Source organism: Streptomyces sp. MB09-01, from assembly GCF_033794505.1.
Taxonomy (GTDB): domain Bacteria; phylum Actinomycetota; class Actinomycetes; order Streptomycetales; family Streptomycetaceae; genus Streptomyces.
The window spans coordinates 1-16,314 of record NZ_JARAYQ010000097.1; the positions used below are offsets into that span (position 1 = coordinate 1).

Here is a 16,314-nt window from a genome sequence, read left to right on the forward strand (position 1 = left end):
ATCTCCACCGTGCCCACCGGGGAGAGGAACCCGAGCCGCACCGCGGCGGCGAACTGGGAGCACGGGCGTGCGGCCGAGCCGGTGATGGAGTGGCACCCCGGGGGTGGGATCCGTTGCACGGATCTGGTCCTGGGCCGCCTGGCGGGCAGTGGCAGCTATGGCCGCGAGGGTCGGTGACTCCCGAACTCATGGATATTGATCATGTGGCGGGCTGCTGCCGTCGGGTCCGTTGCCCGGGGGCGGCGGTCCGAGCGCCGGCGCCGGGGGTTCGCCGGGCACCCCGTCCCGGCCGGGGAGGAGGCCGGGACGAGGGGGTGTCCGGGTGCCGTACGGATCCGGGCGGCAGCCCGTCGTGCGGGCGGGCCTGCCGCATGACGCCGGGGGGAAGGGCGGCATGCGGCGGGGCCCGCTCCGGAAGCACCCCACCCCCAGGCGGCAGCTTCCGGTATCCACGCGTCTAACCCGGCCGCCCGCTCCCAAACGCCGTCCCCTCCACGAGTTCTGAGATGACGTCAAGGGCGTCAAGGGCTGCTGTGCTGTCGCGACACGTGAACGCAGCTACGGGGGTGAGCTCCGGATGCCGTGCTGGCGGGCCCGTCGCGCTGTGGATGCATCGCGGACCAGACGGAGATCGTGATCCACCCCGTGGCGCCGCAGGGCTGGCGCAAGGTCACTGTGCACGCGCTCGTCGTGGACGCGGACCTGGGCCGGGCGTTCACGCCCGCAGACGTGTCGGAGTTCCTGCGCCGGGCCGGCCTGGAGGATGTGGATCTGTCCGAGGACGGGCCGATCCGGTGGGAGGGGGCGGCCCCGAGGTATGGACCGGCGATATCTGAGGGCCGCCGGTCACCCCGGCGGCAGGGTTCTCCCGGGGAGCAGTGCTGACGCGCGCCCCTCTTCGTACGGGGCCGGTACGGGCCCGTCGCGTGGATGTCCACGAGGGCAGGCGGCGTAACGACGTCATTCGGGAGGAGCAGGGCGTGGTCTGCTGCCCGTGGCCGGGGGACGGCAACTGCCGTCCCCCGGCCCGGCCTGACGGCCGGACAGCTCTTCTTACAGCGCCGGGTGGGCGGTGTTGCCGTTCCGATTGCGGACCTTGGCCCGGATCTTCTTGGCTGTGTACCCGACCCCGGTGACGAGGGCTGCGGCCAGAGCGTTGCCGAGGAGGTCGTGGCCGAGGAGGGCGTAGAGCGTGGACAGCGTCATGGTGTTCTCCCCTGGTAGCAGGGGCGATTGGGGTGAGGAGAGATTCACCGACACAGTGCTGTCCAAGGGCGGGGGGCATTGTTGGGACTGGTGGGAGGGGGTACAGGGTTGGTCATCGGGTGGTCAGCGCTGGACGGCACGACGGGGGAGGGGTGCGGTGTCTCCGTAGCGTGAGATCGACGAGGAGGCAGCCGGCGGCCGGCTGGCGCTGTTCCTGGTGGGGCTGACCCGGGGAGCTTCGGTCCGTGAGCTGGCGGACCGCTTCGGCCGCAGCAGCTCGACGTGGGGCAACTACCTCAACGGGGCCCAGCTCATCCCGGAACAGCTCGTCGGGAACCTGGTGGAGTCCTTCACCCCGCCCGGCGCCGTACGCAACACCAAGGCGACCCGCGCGTGGGAGCTGTGGGCTGCAGCCGACGCGGAGCGCCGCGCCTCACGCACCCCGTCCGGCGGGGAACTGGTGCGACAGCACCAGCGGCGCGACGACGCACTGCAGGAGGTCATCAAGTACCAGGCACTCGCGGCGAACGCGGAGAAGCACCTTGCGGAGCTGCGCCCGATGCTCGCCTACACGCAGAGCCGGCTGGAGAACGCGGAGCTCCACCTGAAACTGGTGGGGGAGCGGGAGCGGGCACGCGTGCAGCGGCAGCTCGGCCAGGCGAAGGAACGGCTGAGCCAGGTGCAGGTCCAGCAGGAGCGGGCTCGCGGCCGCAGGATGACGGCGGAGGAGCAGCAGGAGTTGGATGACGGAGGCGCTGACCGCCCAGGAGGAGATCCGCCGGCTGGAGCGTGAGGCGCAGGACTTGGTGGTCCCGCAGACAACCCTCGAACCCGCCCGCCGCAACGAGGCGGACGCGGTGGACGACTCCGACTTCGAGACCCGCCTGGAACACATCACCGCCGAAGGCCTCGAAGACGAGGCCTTGATCGACGAAGACCTCCAGCCGGCGGCGCCCTCCGACCCCGACGGCGACGACGGTATCCGTGTCCTCCTCGCTGTTCAGGACGCTGTCCGATCCGTGTCCAATCCCGTGTTGGACAAGCCGTCTGCCAGCGCAGATGTCCAGCGGCAAGCCGCACTGGAATCTATGGCACGCGCGCTTCACATGGCGGGCCCCGCGCGTCTCGCGCGTCTCGTCCCAGAACTGGAAGGCGCTGTTCAATCGGCCCCCGCAGAGCCGCGCCAGAGCCCCGGCAAGAACATCCTGGTGTATCTCGGGATCATCCGGGGCCCCGAAGAGCCTCCGGAAGTCTTCGAGACCTGGATGCGGATCCTGATGCAGGCCCCCCCTCCTGATCATCACAGTGTTCCTGTACGCAGCCGCTCAGGATGCTGCCGGACGACTGCCCGACGCGAAGCGCTGGGGCAGCCTCCTCGTGGGGGCCGTTATATGCCTGCCGCCGCTGTACGGGGCGCTGAGACTTGCCCGGATGAAGGTGCCGGCCCGCATCCTCGCCGTCCTGCTCCACGCGGCCTGGTCGGTTCTGCTGCTCCTCGACCGTCTGCCTTGGCCGGCACCCGACTTCGGCACGCAGTAGGGGCGCCGCGCACGAGCCGTACTCGAGAAACCTCCCCCGGCCACGGCAGACCCGCCGGCCGGGCAAGGGGGCAAGAGCGGACAGGAGGCTGGAGGGACCAGCGGGAGTGGCTGCCCAGCTGGCCGGCGCCTCGGCCTTTCGGCGCGCGCCGAGCTGTTTTTCTATCGGACGCCAGCCGGGAGATGAGAGGAAAGAACGACGACCGACGGGAGCGGACAGACCGCGCTGCGCCCGGCGGTCTACCGCTTCCATCCTGTCCGCCCCGAGGAGAACTCCTCCGTCCTGGGACAGGACTACCCGCTGGACCGGCCTGAGTGTGCGTGGGTGGTTACGTGTGGTCGTGCCCGGGGTGGTCCTCGGGTCGGACCTTCTTCCCGTCCGGCCCGGGCAGCAGGTCCAGCATGGCGAGGAGTGAGGCCAGGTCGTGACGGCTGTCGGTATGGGACGCGACCGTCTCGTGGGCCCGCTCGCGACGGCGGACGGCGTTCGCAGAGGTGTCCCGGCACCGTGGCCCGCCCGTGACACCCGATCTGGACCTGCTGTCCCCGTCGGAGCACGACCGGTGTTCGGCGGCGGTCAGGCAGACGGCGGCGATGCCTGCGCCATGGCGGCGCCGGGCGCTGCGGGCGACGGCCAGGGTTTGTGTCAGGAGACGCGGGGCGAGCGCGGCCGGCCGGAGCAGCGAACCGACGGATATCCGCCGGGCGGTGCGACGGGCGTCTGCCATGTCGTGCTCCTCGTCGTTGGGTCAGGGCCCTGGACCGGCGGCGTTCAGGGCCCTGATGTCGTGCGATCCGTACGGCTGCCGGCCGGGGACCGAGGTGCGGCAGCAGGTTGGCCCGCCCTCAGCGGGAGCCGGTGAGGGAGGCCGCGACCGCTTTGGCGCGGTGGGCCGTAGTCGCCGCAGCCGCTTCGACGGGGCGGCGGACGGCCTTCACCGGGTGCCGGTGGTCGAGTGCGTGCCGGGATCGATAGGCGAGCGAGGGCTTGCCGTGGGTGTCCGCGGCGGCGATGAGGAGCCCTCCCAGTGCGGAGAGGTCGGTCAGGAAGTGAGCGCGCTGCCGCGCGCGCTCGTCCGGGTCCTCCACGGTCCAAAAGGCGTGTGTGGTCAGGGAGGTCGGCACCAGCGCGGCAGCGAGCGTGAGCGCGGCCAGGCGCGGGGCACGCCCCGTCGCGAACAGCAGGCCTGCTGCGGCCTGGATCGTGCTGGCGACGCGTACCAGCTGCTGCGGATCCCCGGCGAGGGCCGGGACGCGCTTCCCGACCGCCCGGATAACGGGGTGGGGGACTTCCGCGACGGCCTCGGGGCGGCGCAGGGTGTGTAGTGCACCGGTGACGAACGGGGCGGCGAGCAGCGGGCGGGCGAGCTTTCGTAGGGCAGCCATGTCCCGCTCTGCCCAAACCAGGCCTGCCCATTCGGTCCGAGACAGTCCCGTCTGCCACCGGCCCGGAAGCACATTCGGTGAGGGACCGGGGGCGGCAGACCGGCACGTGCCGCTGGGCCCGGACCAGTCCCGGGGGCCATGCCGGAGTTCCTGGCGCTCAGGGGTGGCGTGAGCCAGCGGCGGAGCGGCACACGGCCCGCCCGCTCCGCCCCCCGTACCCGCGGGCCGTTCGGCTCAGCCGCACTGGCACCGACCGTCTCGTGGGGTGACGGTGGCGGGAGCGCCGGCGCCCTGGCGGCGCTCCCGCCCGCGAGGAGCCACCCCCATGTCCGAACGTAACACCGTCCTGCGCAGCCTCCACGACGTCGGCTTGGCCGCCTGGTTCGGCGGGTCCCTGATGGGCGCGGTCGGCCTCAACGGCGCCGCGAAGGCCCAAGGCAAGAGCTGGGAAGAAGGCGCCAGGATCGCGAGTTCGGGGTGGGCCATGTGGGCGCCCGTGGGAGCCGCCGCGATCGGCGTGCACCTCGTCGGCTCCAGCGGTCTGCTCGCCGTCAACGCGCCGCGCGTCCTCACCCAGCAGGGCGTTGCCGCCTCCACCCTGGCCAAGACCGTCCTGACCGGCGCCGCGCTGGCCGCCACCGTCTATACCCGCGTCCTCGGCAAGAAGATCGAGCTCGCCTCCTCCGGCTACCCCCAGGACGCAGAGAAGGCCGACCGTCTCCCCGTCGACACCGGGCAGGCCGAACGCCATCTGTCCTACGCCCAGTGGTCCGTACCGGCCCTGACTTGCGGGCTGATCATCCTCAACGCCCTCCACGGCGAGCAGCAGCGCCCGGCCCAGCAGCTTTACGGAATGTGGCGGCGTGCCCGCACCCTGGCCCCGTACGTGGTGCGCAGCCACCACTGGCACCGCACCCACTGAAACGCTCGGCGGCCGCGGCAGCGTTCGGTTGAGGAGCCGTGAGCGGGCCCCGTTCGTCGATTCGAGCGGCCGTCCGAGATGGCGCCGGCCGGGAAGGGGAGACGGTGCTGATTCAGGCAGTTGGAGCGGTGCTGCCGGCGGCGTTGGCGGTCGCGCTGAGCCCTCGAGTTCGCCGAACGGGGTCGGTTTCACGCTGTCCGGCGTGGCGAATTTCCCGCGTCCGGGCCTTCACCGTTGTGCTCCCTCCGCTGCTTTACCTCAGGCGGGGACGGGTGAGCATTTCGCCGCACCATGACTGGCGCGGGGCGCTCAGCCCGCCGGCGTAGCACCGGCTGATTCGGGCAGGCGCCGGTGGGGCAAGGCAGGCGCCCTGGGGTGGTGCTCGTTCGGCCCACGTGCCTTCCGACTGGCAGGCCCGGCCCCATGCCCCTCGGGCTCGGCCCGGTGCCCGTGTGAAGGAAGTGCGGCTGATGGCTTACGGCATCGTGTGGGACGAAGCCGCCGTGTGCGGGGCGGCGCGACACATTGCAGATGATCCGGAGGGGCTGCGGCTGCTGCTGTACGCGATCACCACCGCTCCGGTGGCGGTCGTCATCAAACACGTTTGCCGCCTCGGGTGAACCTGAGGGGTGCTGCGATGAGACGCATTGCGACGATCGGCGTCTACGGCTTCACGGTCGGAGCCTTCCTCGAGGAGCTAGCCGGCGGGGGCGTGGGGCTGCTGCTCGACCTTCGCCAGCGCCGCGGCGTTCGGGGCTCCGACTATTCCTGGGCGAACTCGGCGCGGCTCCAGCGCGCGCTCGCCGCGGCGGACATCGGCTACCGGCACGTGAAGGAGCTGGCGCCGACGACGGAACTGCGGCAGCTCCAGTACCGCGAGGACGACCGCCAGGGCGTGGGTAAGCGCAACCGCATCGTGCTGGCGCCCCAGTACGTCGAGCGCTACACCCGTGAGATCCTCGACCCGTTCGACCTCGGCGCGCTCGTGGCCGAGCTTCCGAGCAGCTCGGTGACCGCCCTGTTCTGTGTCGAGAGCGATCCGGAGGCATGCCACCGCTCGCTCGTGGCCGAGCGCCTGCGCACCGAGCACGGCCTGCCAGTCACGACCATCCGTCCGGGCTGATCCGTGCCATCACCGGCGCTCGTGGGCGGACAGCCGGCGCTGATCATGGTCATTGCTTGGCGCTGGGCACGGCGAGCGGCTCACCTGGACCCGACCCCGGCAGACCGCTGCCGTAGGCGCGCGGTGGTCCTGGTGCCGCACGCTCCGCCGGACGGGGGTGTCGTCTCACGGGTGGGAGTGGGGGTGGGACTGACTTACGTGACCGCTGACACTTGCTCGCAGCAGGTCCGCCTCAGCGGCAACGCCGTGTCGGCCAGGCCGGCGTCCGGTCGCCGGGAGTGGGAACGGAAAGGGCGGACCGAGACGTACGTCGATTCCGTTATCCCGGGTATGCGCGGTATGGGGAGCGCCACCCGCGTGTCAGGTGGAGCCCCGGGCAGGGCGCGCTCCGCCCGTGCCGTGGCCTGCTCCTCTCTCCGACGGAACGGAAAGTGGCTTCTGATCATGAATTCCTCCCAGACGGCGCGGCCCCCTACCGTACGGGCGGATACGGGGAGCGACTTCGCCCGGCTCTCCCGGAAGATCCATGAGGCCGGACTCATGGCCAGGCGCCCCGGATACTACGCACTGCGCATTGCGGCCGTGACGGCCCTGTACGCCGCCGGGTGGACGGCGTTCGTTTTGATCGGCGACAGCTGGTGGACGCTGCTGGTGGCCGGTTTTCTGGCCTTCGTGTTCGGGCAGGTGGCGCTGCTCGCGCACGACGTCGCCCACCGGCAGGTCTTCCGGCTGCGCAAGGGCAGCGAGGTTTCCGGGCGCGTCGCCGGCAACCTCGGTATCGGCATGGGGTACGCCTGGTGGCAGGACAAGCACACCCGCCACCACGCCAACCCCAACCACGAGGACCTCGATCCCGACCTCGACCCGGACATCCTCGTATGGACGCAGGACCAGGCCCGCGCGGCCAGGGGACTGCCGCGGCTGCTCGGCCGCTCGCAGGCGTTCCTCTTCTTCCCGCTGCTCACGCTGGAGGGGTTCAACCTGCACGTGTCCGGGGTGCGGTCGCTGTTCGACCGCTCGCTCAAGCACCGCATGTGGGAAGGGGCCCTGCTCACTGCACACTTCGCCGCCTACCTCGGCACGCTGTTCCTGGTGCTGCCGCCCGGCAAGGCGGTCGTCTTCCTCCTTGTCCACCAGTGCCTCTTCGGCGTCTACCTCGGCTCGATCTTCGCCCCGAACCACAAGGGCATGCCGATCCTGCGAGGCGCCGACCGTTCCGACTTCCTGAGGCGCCAGGTCCTGACCTCCCGCAACGTGCGCGGAGGCCGGTTGACCGACATCGTCCTCGGTGGTCTCAACTACCAGATCGAGCACCACCTCTTCCCGAGCATGCCCAGCCCGCACCTGCGCAGGGCCCGGACCATCGTCCGCGGGTATTGCCAGGAGCTCGGGGTCAGCTACGCGGAGACCAGCCTGATCAACTCCTACCGGCAGACCCTCGCCAGCCTCCACGCGGCTGGAGCCCCCTTGAGAAGGCCGCGGACCACCTGACGCCACCACCCAGCGGCACGCGGGAGGCCAGCCGGTACGCGGGACACCGGCCCGGAGTCAGGGGTGCGGCCGCCGACGCGCGGTCGGACCGGGCGCAGCGGACACAGGTGGGTCATGGCCGTACCGGGATAATCAGGCCAGGCTCGGTCGAGCGTGTCCCAGGACAGGACCGCCGAGCTGGACGCACTGGCCCTGCCCGACCTGCGTCGACCTACCGTCGCCGGTTAGCGGGTCCAGCGGGGGAGGAGGGCGCGTACGGTTTTGCCGCCTTAGTGCCTGGGGGTGACGACGGTGGCGCGGGCTAGGTCGTTGACCATGTGCCAGCCGAATCCGCCGTTGCCGCCGTCGAGGTCGGGGGTGCGCATGCGCGGCGGGTGGGGCTGCGATCGTCGACGGCGACCTCGATGGGGTGGGGGTGGGCGGCCAGGCGGAGCATGTAGGTGCCGCCGCCGTGGCGCAAAGCGTTGGTCACGAGTTCGGAGACGACCAGGACGACGGTGTGGGCGTGCTCCGGGTCGATGGCCGGCTGCCCGAGGGTTTCGAGGAAGGCCCGGGCGGCCTGGCGCGCCTCGGCGACGGCAGACAAAGAAGGAAGAGGGGCTGTGCGCTCGGCGCTCATCGTGGTCATCTGGCCCTCCGGGTCCCGTGAGGTGAAGTCCGGCTCTGCCTGCCCGGTCGATGTGCCCCCGCCCGCAGCCGTTCAACTTGACAGCATCCGATTACCTCAGGAGCGGACACCTGAAAATCTATGTCGGCCATAGTAGACATTGGGTGGTGGTGTGGTTATGGTTTCTCTCGTAGCCCGGAGAGACCGCAGGGCCTGGCAGAGACGAACTGTCGGGCAGTAGTACCCGCAGTGCGCAGTACCCGTAGTTGCAGTGCGTAGGACGGTGCGGTGGTGGAGTTTCGAAGCCAGGGTTGTTGCAGGACGGCGACGGGGCTGACGACCGGACCGGGTGGCCCGCAGTGATCAGGGGCCGCCGTGATCAGTACCGCAGTTAACGCAGTGGCAGTACCCGTAAGTGCAGTGCGCAGTATCCAGCAGTGAAGTCAGTGAGCGGTACCTCGGTGAAGGCGTCGGCTGCGGGCGCGCGCACCGGGAGGTTCGGCAGTGGGGTTCTAAGCCAGAGCGGATGCAGGATGGGCGACGGGGCTGGCTGCCGAAGCGTGGCGCTTGGGTGAGGTCACGAGCAGTACAAGCGGTTCGTTGGACAGCAGTACCCGGCAGTACGCAGTACCAGTAGTACGAGTTCCCGTTTGGTAGCACCGAGGGAAGACGGAGGAATTGGGCACCATCAGGATCGCCCGGGCGGAAGTTGAGCCCGGGTACCGCAGGACATCGATAGTGAGGTGGTCTCCGGTCACGCATCCGCGATCCCCGCACCCCCGACGGCGTATCGGTCGGGTCTGCGGACACAGAAGGCCGGCGCAGTACTGAGGGCCGGCAGATGGTGTAGCAGTTCCTTCGGGGCCCTGGTGTCGTACGCACCAGGGCCCCTCCCCGCGTTCTGACCCCTTTCCCCCACCTGTTTCGCAGTGAGGTGCGATGACAGCAGACGATTCGTTGGGCCCTCTCGACGACGACGGCTACCCCGCCTACACCATGGGCCGGGCGGCAGCCGTGCTCGGCACCACCCAGGGCTTCCTCCGCGCCCTCGGAGAGGCCCGCCTGATCACACCGCTGCGCTCGGCCGGCGGCCACCGCCGCTACTCCCGCTACCAGCTGCGCATCGCAGCCCGCGCCCGGGAACTCGTCGACCAGGGCGCCCCCATCGAGGCCGCCTGCCGCATCGTCATCCTCGAGGACCAGCTCGAGGAAGCCCAGCGCATCAACGCCGAATACCGCCGCAACGCCGAACCGGCGGCGAACCCGACGGCCGCCGCCTGAGGAAGTACGCGCCCGCGGGTCGGGTGCGCACTCTGGACTGTGGCCGTCCCCGGGAACCATGCCCTCGTCGGGGTGGCGAAGAGAACCGGGAGCTGCGCTGCCGCCAGGACAAGATGATCTCTGATGTGCAGGAAGGCCGGGAGGAAACACGGGAGGCGGTACAGCAGCCGCGCGGGCTCGCCGACTTCCTTCGTGGCTTCGCGATAGCCCTGGCTGCCGCCCGCGGCAGCCAGAACACCGCAGACCGGCGCAGTCGAGGCCGCCCAGAACGGCGACGAGGACATCACCGAACCGTCCACCCGGCAGACCGTGGGCGAACGTGAGCACCAGAAGAAGAACACCGAGCACAGCGAGGGCCAGGGTCCGCCGAAGGCGATCGGGAGCGAGGGGCGGAGGGCGGTCTGAAGCACGCCATCGAGGCCGCCTACCGCGGTGCGGCAGCCGGGGCCGCCGCTGCGCCCACCACCTCCGGGCAGACGCCCGGATCACGGCCCGGGGCCCGAAGGTCGCACACGGCGTCCTGCTGCTGAAGGCCGCCGGCGTCGCCTCTGCCCAACTCGTCCTGCACCGCGACAGCTGGGAGTTCCTCTGAAGGCGGGCAGGTTGTAACCATCACACCCCGCTTCGGCAGGCCGACGTGAGCTGCAAGTACCCGAGTCGCATGACTACCCGACAAATAATCAGTAAGGGGTGATTTCCTGCAAGGTCCCTATGTGACTCGGACATGATGCGCTGTCATATTCGTGCCAGATTGCCCCGCTCATCTCGTTGTACCCATCAGGGGAAGGCAGGAAAATGGGCAGGTTCAGGAACGGGACCACGACGTTGGCCATCGCGCTGGCCGCCTTGGGATCGCTCGCGGCCGCGGGAGGCACAGCTCACGCGGAAGCGGGCCAGGACACCATCAGCATGCTGAAGCAGGAGAAGACCCAGTGGTGTTGGGTCGCCTCCGGGCTGACCATCGCCAAGTTCCAGGGCTTCGGCTCCACACAGACGGACTTCTGCAACCGGGCCCAGCCCTACTACGGTTGCAACAATCAGCCCGCCACACTCGACGACATGGCCAAGGGCTGGAGCAGCCTCGGCATGACCCATACCGGCTCCGGCCTGAGCAGCGCGGCCACGTTCAACCAGGTGTACACCGACGTCAAGGCGGCGCGGCCGATCGGTGCCCGCATCGGGTGGACGTCCGGGGGCGGCCACATGAACGTGGTCTACGGCTTCGACACGTCGAACAACACGATCGCCGTGGCCGACCCGTGGCCGGACACCACCACGTACACGTGGTGGAACTACAACGACTACGTGAGCAACAGCTCGTCCAAGTGGACCCACTCCCGCATCGGTATCTCCCGCTAAGGCAGGCGACATGCGCGACACCAGCGGCACCGAAATGTCCAGCAAGCGGGCGGCCTCTCGCTCCTCCCGTCTGTCCCTCGTCATCGCAGTGAGTGCATCCGCGCTGCTGTCCGTCGTCGGTCCGACGCACGCGGCCCCCGCCAAGGACCCTCTCCCGGCCGACATCCCCGACTACCAGGCCGCCCTCAACGCGGTGAAGTCAACCGACGTCCGCAACGCCGTCTGCCGCTTCCTGCGCACCGCGGTGCCCACCGACGGCGCCGGCGGGCCGGTGCAGACGATCCCCGAAACGGCCGAGCCCTGCCAGGGCCTCCCGGTCTTCACGATCAAAGACCCGGTGGCGCTGAACGAGATCACCCCCGGGTTCGTCGCGGGCACCGCAAAGCCACTGCCCACCGAGGCGATCAAGCTGACACAGCTGGTCTCCTCGCTGAGCACCACCGTCAACGGCCGCAACGCCACCGTCATGCTCGCCCCCACCCAGGGCGGCGGCTGGCACCTGGCAGCCGTGCGCGACGGCGACAGCGACGCCACATACGCCGGCAAAGCCACCCTGGGCACCCTGGTCTTCACCGAGCCGCAGCTCCGCGGCTGGTACCAGCTCAAGCTCACCACCGTCGAGCCACTCAACGAGCAGGCCCGGCAAGGACTGGGCGGCCAGGCCTCGGTGTCACTCGGCGACTACCAGAAACTGGTCAAGGCCCGCTACGCCGACAAGCTGCCCGGCTCGGAGTACGACACCAAGGGCTACTCCAGCGGCTACAGCCTCCAGCGCACGGCGGACGACGCCCCGTCCTCCACCCTGCTGCTTGCCGGCGGTTCCGGCATGGCACTCGCTCTCGCGGGCGGAGCCGCCGTGCTCCGCCGGCGAGGGCGTGCAAGCACCCGCTGAGCCCGGCCCCGTCCGCCCCTCGCTCCGTCCCGGCAGCCGGCCGGGACGGAGCGAATCCCGGTCCGGCCATCGCAGAGGGGCTACAGGTTGCCCCCACGAGAGGACACCACCGTCCTGTGCCTGCTCTGGCGAGGCCCGCAATCCGCCGGCCCGCACGCGCACACCCGAGCCGAAGCCTGACCTCACCGCTCTCACGGCCGTTCGGAGCAGCCGGTATGGCGGCGCCCGCGGGTGCGGGCGACGGTGGCTGCAGCACCGGCACGATGCCGGCACGCGCAGCGTCCCGTCGAGGAGTGTCATGTCCGAACGCAACACCGTCTGGCGCAGCATGCACGATGTGGGCCTGGCCGCATGGTTCGGCGGATCTCTGATGGGCGCGGTCGGCCTCAACGGCGCGGCCAAGGGCCACAGCGACAGCTGGCGCGACAACGCCCGGATCGCCAGCACCGGCTGGGCGAGGTGGACCCCGGTCAGCGCGGTCGCGATCGGCGCGCACCTGGTCGGCGGCAGCGGGCTGCTCGCGGCGAACGCGTCCCGGGTCGCGACCCAGCAGGGCGTGGCCGCGTCCACTGTGGCCAAAACGGCCCTGACCGGCGTCGCCCTGGCCGCCACGGCCTACGCCCGCATGCTGGGCAAGAAGATCGAACTCGCCTCCTCACAAGACCCCCAGGACGCCGAGGAAGCAGCCGCTTCCTTCGACACCGGCCAGGCGGAACGCCACCTGTCCTACGCGCAGTGGGTGGTACCGGCGGTCACCGGCGGCCTGCTCATTCTCAACGCCCTGCACGGGGAGCAGCAGCGTCCCGACCAGCAGGCGCAAGGCATGTGGCAGCGCGCCCACTGCCTGTCCCCGCACATGCGCTCCGGCGACTACTGGCACCACCTGCGGGACTGAGCCAGCCCCCCGACGCTACGAGTGAGCGCCGCCGTGTCCGCCCAGGGAGGTGGGCTGGGTGCGCGGTGCTTTGCGCGGTCGCATCCTGAAGATGTGGACAGCGTGCCCGTCGTCGTGCACCGGTGCCATCCCAGTGGCGGCCGGCAGGTCACCATGCACCGTGAGGGACGCGAGGAGATCTTGGGGCTGGCCCACTCGGACCGGGACCTGATCATGTTCCTGGAAGCCGTCGGAGTCATCGAACCGGAGAACGTGCTGAACGATCCGCAGCTGGTGGAATGGCGGGGCGACCCCGCCCACCAGTGGACTGCCGCCTGACGCGGTCGGCCGGACGGTACCGCTGCGCCCGGAGCAGGCCCGGCAGCGTGGGCAAGCACCTGCATGCGGCCGGTCCCGGGCACCCCGGCTTCGGAAGTTGGTCCGGCCGGATCGGGATGCATCGAAGGGCGGCCGGACCGTTGTCCGGGCGGTTGCTTTCAGCGGGGGACCGACCGGAGGTGGGAGCCCCCGAACCTGCCGATCGCTCGTCTGCCCAGGTCAGACGCCGTGGGTAAGCCCCTCCCGGAAGATGGCGCCTCTTCCCACCCGACAGCGAGGGAAGAGGCGCTCTACGCCGCGGCGGCCGCGGCTTCCACGACAGCGCGCTGCACGGCCCCCGCGCGATCCTCTTCACCTCCGCAGGCCACGGCGGCCGACTGCCCCTGCAAACCCGGCGCGGCTCCCTCGTCCAGGACAGGTTCCCCGTCCTGGTCGCCGTTGCCGAGTAACTGCCCGAGGACCTGGTCCTCGACGGCGAGCTCGTCGTCCGGGACACCGCCGCCGGCCGGCTTCCTCCGAAGCGTCCAACGCCGGGCCACCGCCAGCGGCAGGGGCACCGATGGAGGCCGGCTGTCGGTGGCCCGGTACCAAGACGGTCCCGTGCTTGGCCTGCAGCCTCCCGAACATCTTGCGAAGCTTGGGCTCGCCGTTGGAGGCCGGGTGACCCCACTGCGGGACCTCCAAGAAGCTCATGGGGGCCGTCCGGCGGGGCGTCAACTTCCATCCGTCAGACTGCGGTCGAAGACGCCGATGAGCCGCGCTCCCGCGCGGTCGGTCCCGCGGCGCCCCCGCTTGGCACCCGCCGAGGCCCTCTCCAGCCGCAGCCGCGCCGTACGTCCGCGCAGTGTCAGCGTCATCAACTGGTTGCCGAACCACGGTCCGCCGGTGCGCTCCCACCGGATCACCGGTCTCGCGATCCGTCCGTGGCGGGCGAGGAGATGTCCGATCCCCTTGGCGAACCGGCTCCAGCCGAAACGGAATCCGGCCCGTATGGCTGCGGGCACAGAGTTGTGCAGCGGTGAGCAGGTGAACTGGAAGACGCGGGAGCGCGGCTGCTGTCCGGTGGTCCAGACGGGCTCCGCCACATACGCGTGGTGTACGTCCCCGGAGAGCACGCACACCGTCGCCGGGGCGGCGTCGGCCCTCCCCACCTCGGCGACCGTCTCCGTCAGCTTTTCGAACGACGAGGTGAACGCCGCCCAGTGCTCCAGGTCCGCGCGCCGGCGCAGCCACTCACCGAAGCGCGCCCAGCGCGGCCCGCGCTCGCCCCGGCAGAGCGCCGCGTGCCAGCCCTCCGCGAAGTGGACCATCGGGGGCAGCAGCCACGGGAGCGAGGTCCCGACCAGCAGGTGGTCGACGCCGCCGGGGTCGTCGAACGCCTGCGTCCGCAGCCAGGCGGCCTCCTCGGCGTCCAGCATCGCCCGGTGCTGCTCCTCCAGCACCCGCGCGGCCCGGGTGTCGACCATCAGCAGCCGGGTGCGGCCGAAGTCCCTGCGGTAGCTCCAGCGCACCGCCGCCGGGTCGGCGTCGGCGCGTTCGGCGAACGCGCGCAGCACCTCCGTGCCGTCGTCGGCCGCCAGTACCGCCGCGTACAGCTCGTCCTCGGCGAGCTCGGCGGGGGAGAGGTTCCCGAGGTGCTGGTAGACCCAGTAGGACATCAGGCCGCTGGTGATCCGCTCGTGCCACCAGGGCGTTGCCCGCATGTCGGCTACCCAGGCGGCGCTGGTGTTCCAGTCGTCGATGACGTCGTGGTCGTCGAAGATCATGCAGCTGGGTACGGTCGAGAGCAGCCAGCGCAGTTCGGGATCGCCCCAGGACTCGTCGTAGAGGTGGGTGTACTCCTCGTAGTCGGCGACCTGATCCGGCGGGGCGGCGGAGCCGGTGCCGGCGGCCCGCCGATGCCGGGCGATCCAGGCGCGGGTGTCGGCGGACGTCTCGTCCGCGTACACCTGGTCGCCGAGGAGGAGGAGAACGTCCGGACGCTCGGCCTCCGGGTCGGCGGCGAGCCGGGCGGAGAGGGTGTCGAGGACATCGGGGCCCACCGGATCGGGCTCGCCCACCGCAGGCGCCGCCCACCGGCACGAGCCGAAGGCGACCACCGCACCCGTCGCCGGGACCGGCGGCGTGTGGATGGTGCTGGGCGGCTGGGGCGAGTCCGCGAGGGGCCACACCCGCTCGCCGTCGAGCAGCACCTCGTACGTCGTGGCGGACCCGGGGGCGAGTCCGGTCACGACCACCAGTGCGTAGTGGTGGCCGACGACGCAGAACGTGGGAGCCGAACCACCGCCGCCGCCCGGGCACCGGACCTCCGCCGTGCACGCCCGGTCGGTCTCGACCCACACCGTCGCGCTCGTGCCCGACTCCCAGTCCACGTGTCGCAGGAGCGGGCCCAGCCTCAGACCGGCCATCGCGAGTCCCCTTCCGGTGCTCCGCACGGTACGGAACGGCCGCTCCGTACAGTACTGAACGGCGGCGGAAACGGCGCCGTTGTGCTGCCCGGCCGCCCCGCGTCGGACTTGGCGGACACGGGAGCAGCGGGTCGGCAGCGACGGCCCGCGCCTGGACCCGTACCGCCGCCCGCCGTCTGGTCCGCGCCGCCGCGGCAGGTTCTCGGTGAAGCTGTGGTCGGCGCTGTCCCATTCACTGCACCGAAATCTTCCCGGCGGGCGTAACGGCGGTGGCGTGGTGTTGCCGATGTCCAGGCCGGGGAAGGCGCCGATGTCGCTGACGTCGATCACGTGCGTCCTCCGGTCGTTCTCCTGCCCGGCCGTCCCACGGCACCGCTCGCCACACCCTGCTCGAATCGGTCCGCCCGGCCGGGGACACCTGGTCTTTCCCGAAGCGGCTCGTCGCCTCGGCCCACGCCTACACGGCCGACGCCGCCGCCGGGGCGAAGGACGAGGCCGTTGTCCTCTGGACCGGTCCCGGCGGCCCGGCAAGCTCCTCTCCGCGTCGACCCTTTCGCTGCTGCCCGCGCCCGAAGTGCTCTCCGCGATCACCCCGGCCGTCGCCAAGCCTGCCGGTCCCGCCCCGGTTCAGGAGTCGAGCCCGTTGCCCCCGGGAGAGCCGAAGCGGGAGAAGCGAAAGGGGCTGCACTGGTCGGGTGCGCTGCCTGGTGCCATGGTGGGAGGAGGCGCTGTGACCGGTCGCCGCCGCGTCCAGCCCGCGGGAGGCACCCTGGTGCGGTGTGTGCCGAGCCAGGGTGCGCATCTCGCAGGCCGTGGCGAGAACGCCTTCCAGCGCGCACTGACTATCGCGCCGTGTCGACCTCGGTAGCGCACAGGGAGGTGCCAGGT

17 protein-coding genes and 1 pseudogene are annotated in these 16,314 nt (G+C 70.9%); 12 read left to right on the forward strand and 6 right to left on the reverse strand.

Features of this window, described 5'->3' with window-relative positions:
• The first annotated feature begins 633 nt into the window (after positions 1–633).
• Positions 634–885, forward strand: a complete 252-nt coding sequence (locus PV721_RS20845; RefSeq protein ID WP_319726625.1) for a hypothetical protein — start codon at positions 634–636, stop codon at positions 883–885.
• A 168-nt stretch (positions 886–1,053) separates the two neighbouring features.
• On the opposite strand, the gene PV721_RS20850 is transcribed toward PV721_RS20845, so the two are convergent.
• Entirely contained in the window at positions 1,054–1,206 is a 153-nt protein-coding gene (locus PV721_RS20850) for a hypothetical protein (protein WP_319726627.1), read from the reverse strand.
• 217 nt (positions 1,207–1,423) lie between these two features.
• Between PV721_RS20850 and PV721_RS20855 the strand changes: the two genes are divergently transcribed.
• Both PV721_RS20855 and PV721_RS20860 read left to right on the forward strand, forming a co-directional pair.
• Entirely contained in the window at positions 1,424–1,999 is a 576-nt protein-coding gene (locus tag PV721_RS20855) for a hypothetical protein (protein ID WP_319726630.1), read from the forward strand.
• A gap of 512 nt (positions 2,000–2,511) precedes the next feature.
• Positions 2,512–2,745 (forward strand): hypothetical protein, encoded by a 234-nt coding sequence (locus PV721_RS20860; protein WP_319726633.1) that lies wholly within the window; start codon positions 2,512–2,514, stop codon positions 2,743–2,745.
• A 328-nt stretch (positions 2,746–3,073) separates the two neighbouring features.
• Here PV721_RS20860 and PV721_RS20865 read toward each other — a convergent pair whose 3' ends face one another.
• Together PV721_RS20865 and PV721_RS20870 are read right to left on the reverse strand one after the other, a co-directional pair.
• Entirely contained in the window at positions 3,074–3,472 is a 399-nt protein-coding gene (locus tag PV721_RS20865; protein ID WP_319726635.1) for a hypothetical protein, read from the reverse strand.
• Positions 3,473–3,590: 118 nt separating this feature from the next.
• Positions 3,591–4,130, reverse strand: a complete 540-nt coding sequence (locus PV721_RS20870) for a DoxX family membrane protein (protein ID WP_319726637.1) — start codon at positions 4,128–4,130, stop codon at positions 3,591–3,593.
• A 325-nt stretch (positions 4,131–4,455) separates the two neighbouring features.
• Here PV721_RS20870 and PV721_RS20875 point away from each other — a divergent pair, with 325 nt between their 5' ends.
• From PV721_RS20875 to PV721_RS20890, 4 genes are all read left to right on the forward strand, one after another.
• Entirely contained in the window at positions 4,456–5,052 is a 597-nt protein-coding gene (locus PV721_RS20875) for a hypothetical protein (protein ID WP_319726639.1), read from the forward strand.
• Between the two features lie 452 nt (positions 5,053–5,504).
• Positions 5,505–5,672, forward strand: a complete 168-nt coding sequence (locus PV721_RS20880) for a hypothetical protein (RefSeq protein ID WP_319726641.1) — start codon at positions 5,505–5,507, stop codon at positions 5,670–5,672.
• Between the two features lie 17 nt (positions 5,673–5,689).
• Positions 5,690–6,175, forward strand: a complete 486-nt coding sequence (locus PV721_RS20885) for a DUF488 domain-containing protein (RefSeq protein ID WP_319726644.1) — start codon at positions 5,690–5,692, stop codon at positions 6,173–6,175.
• A 444-nt stretch (positions 6,176–6,619) separates the two neighbouring features.
• On the forward strand, positions 6,620–7,666 hold the full coding sequence (locus PV721_RS20890) for an acyl-CoA desaturase (protein ID WP_319726646.1): 1,047 nt from the start codon (positions 6,620–6,622) through the stop codon (positions 7,664–7,666).
• Between the two features lie 269 nt (positions 7,667–7,935).
• Here the strand turns inward: PV721_RS20890 and PV721_RS20895 are convergent.
• A pseudogene (locus PV721_RS20895) lies at positions 7,936–8,294 on the reverse strand (ATP-binding protein).
• A 918-nt stretch (positions 8,295–9,212) separates the two neighbouring features.
• Here PV721_RS20895 and PV721_RS20900 point away from each other — a divergent pair.
• From PV721_RS20900 to PV721_RS20920, 5 genes are all read left to right on the forward strand, one after another.
• Positions 9,213–9,554, forward strand: a complete 342-nt coding sequence (locus PV721_RS20900; RefSeq protein ID WP_319726648.1) for a MerR family transcriptional regulator — start codon at positions 9,213–9,215, stop codon at positions 9,552–9,554.
• 795 nt (positions 9,555–10,349) lie between these two features.
• Entirely contained in the window at positions 10,350–10,913 is a 564-nt protein-coding gene (locus tag PV721_RS20905) for a papain-like cysteine protease family protein (RefSeq protein WP_319726650.1), read from the forward strand.
• 10 nt (positions 10,914–10,923) lie between these two features.
• Positions 10,924–11,805, forward strand: a complete 882-nt coding sequence (locus PV721_RS20910) for a hypothetical protein (RefSeq protein ID WP_319726652.1) — start codon at positions 10,924–10,926, stop codon at positions 11,803–11,805.
• Between the two features lie 298 nt (positions 11,806–12,103).
• A complete protein-coding gene (locus PV721_RS20915; protein WP_319726655.1) occupies positions 12,104–12,700 on the forward strand; it encodes a hypothetical protein in 597 nt (198 codons plus the stop codon).
• 93 nt (positions 12,701–12,793) lie between these two features.
• On the forward strand, positions 12,794–13,018 hold the full coding sequence (locus PV721_RS20920) for a hypothetical protein (RefSeq protein ID WP_319726657.1): 225 nt from the start codon (positions 12,794–12,796) through the stop codon (positions 13,016–13,018).
• A 290-nt stretch (positions 13,019–13,308) separates the two neighbouring features.
• Here the strand turns inward: PV721_RS20920 and PV721_RS20925 are convergent, their stop codons facing one another.
• The gene (locus PV721_RS20925) at positions 13,309–13,575 is read right to left on the reverse strand and encodes a hypothetical protein (RefSeq protein WP_319726659.1); all 267 of its coding nucleotides are present in this window, start codon (positions 13,573–13,575) and stop codon (positions 13,309–13,311) included.
• Between the two features lie 156 nt (positions 13,576–13,731).
• On the reverse strand, positions 13,732–15,426 hold the full coding sequence (locus PV721_RS20930; protein ID WP_319726661.1) for an alkaline phosphatase D family protein: 1,695 nt from the start codon (positions 15,424–15,426) through the stop codon (positions 13,732–13,734).
• Positions 15,427–16,314 lie beyond the last annotated feature (888 nt).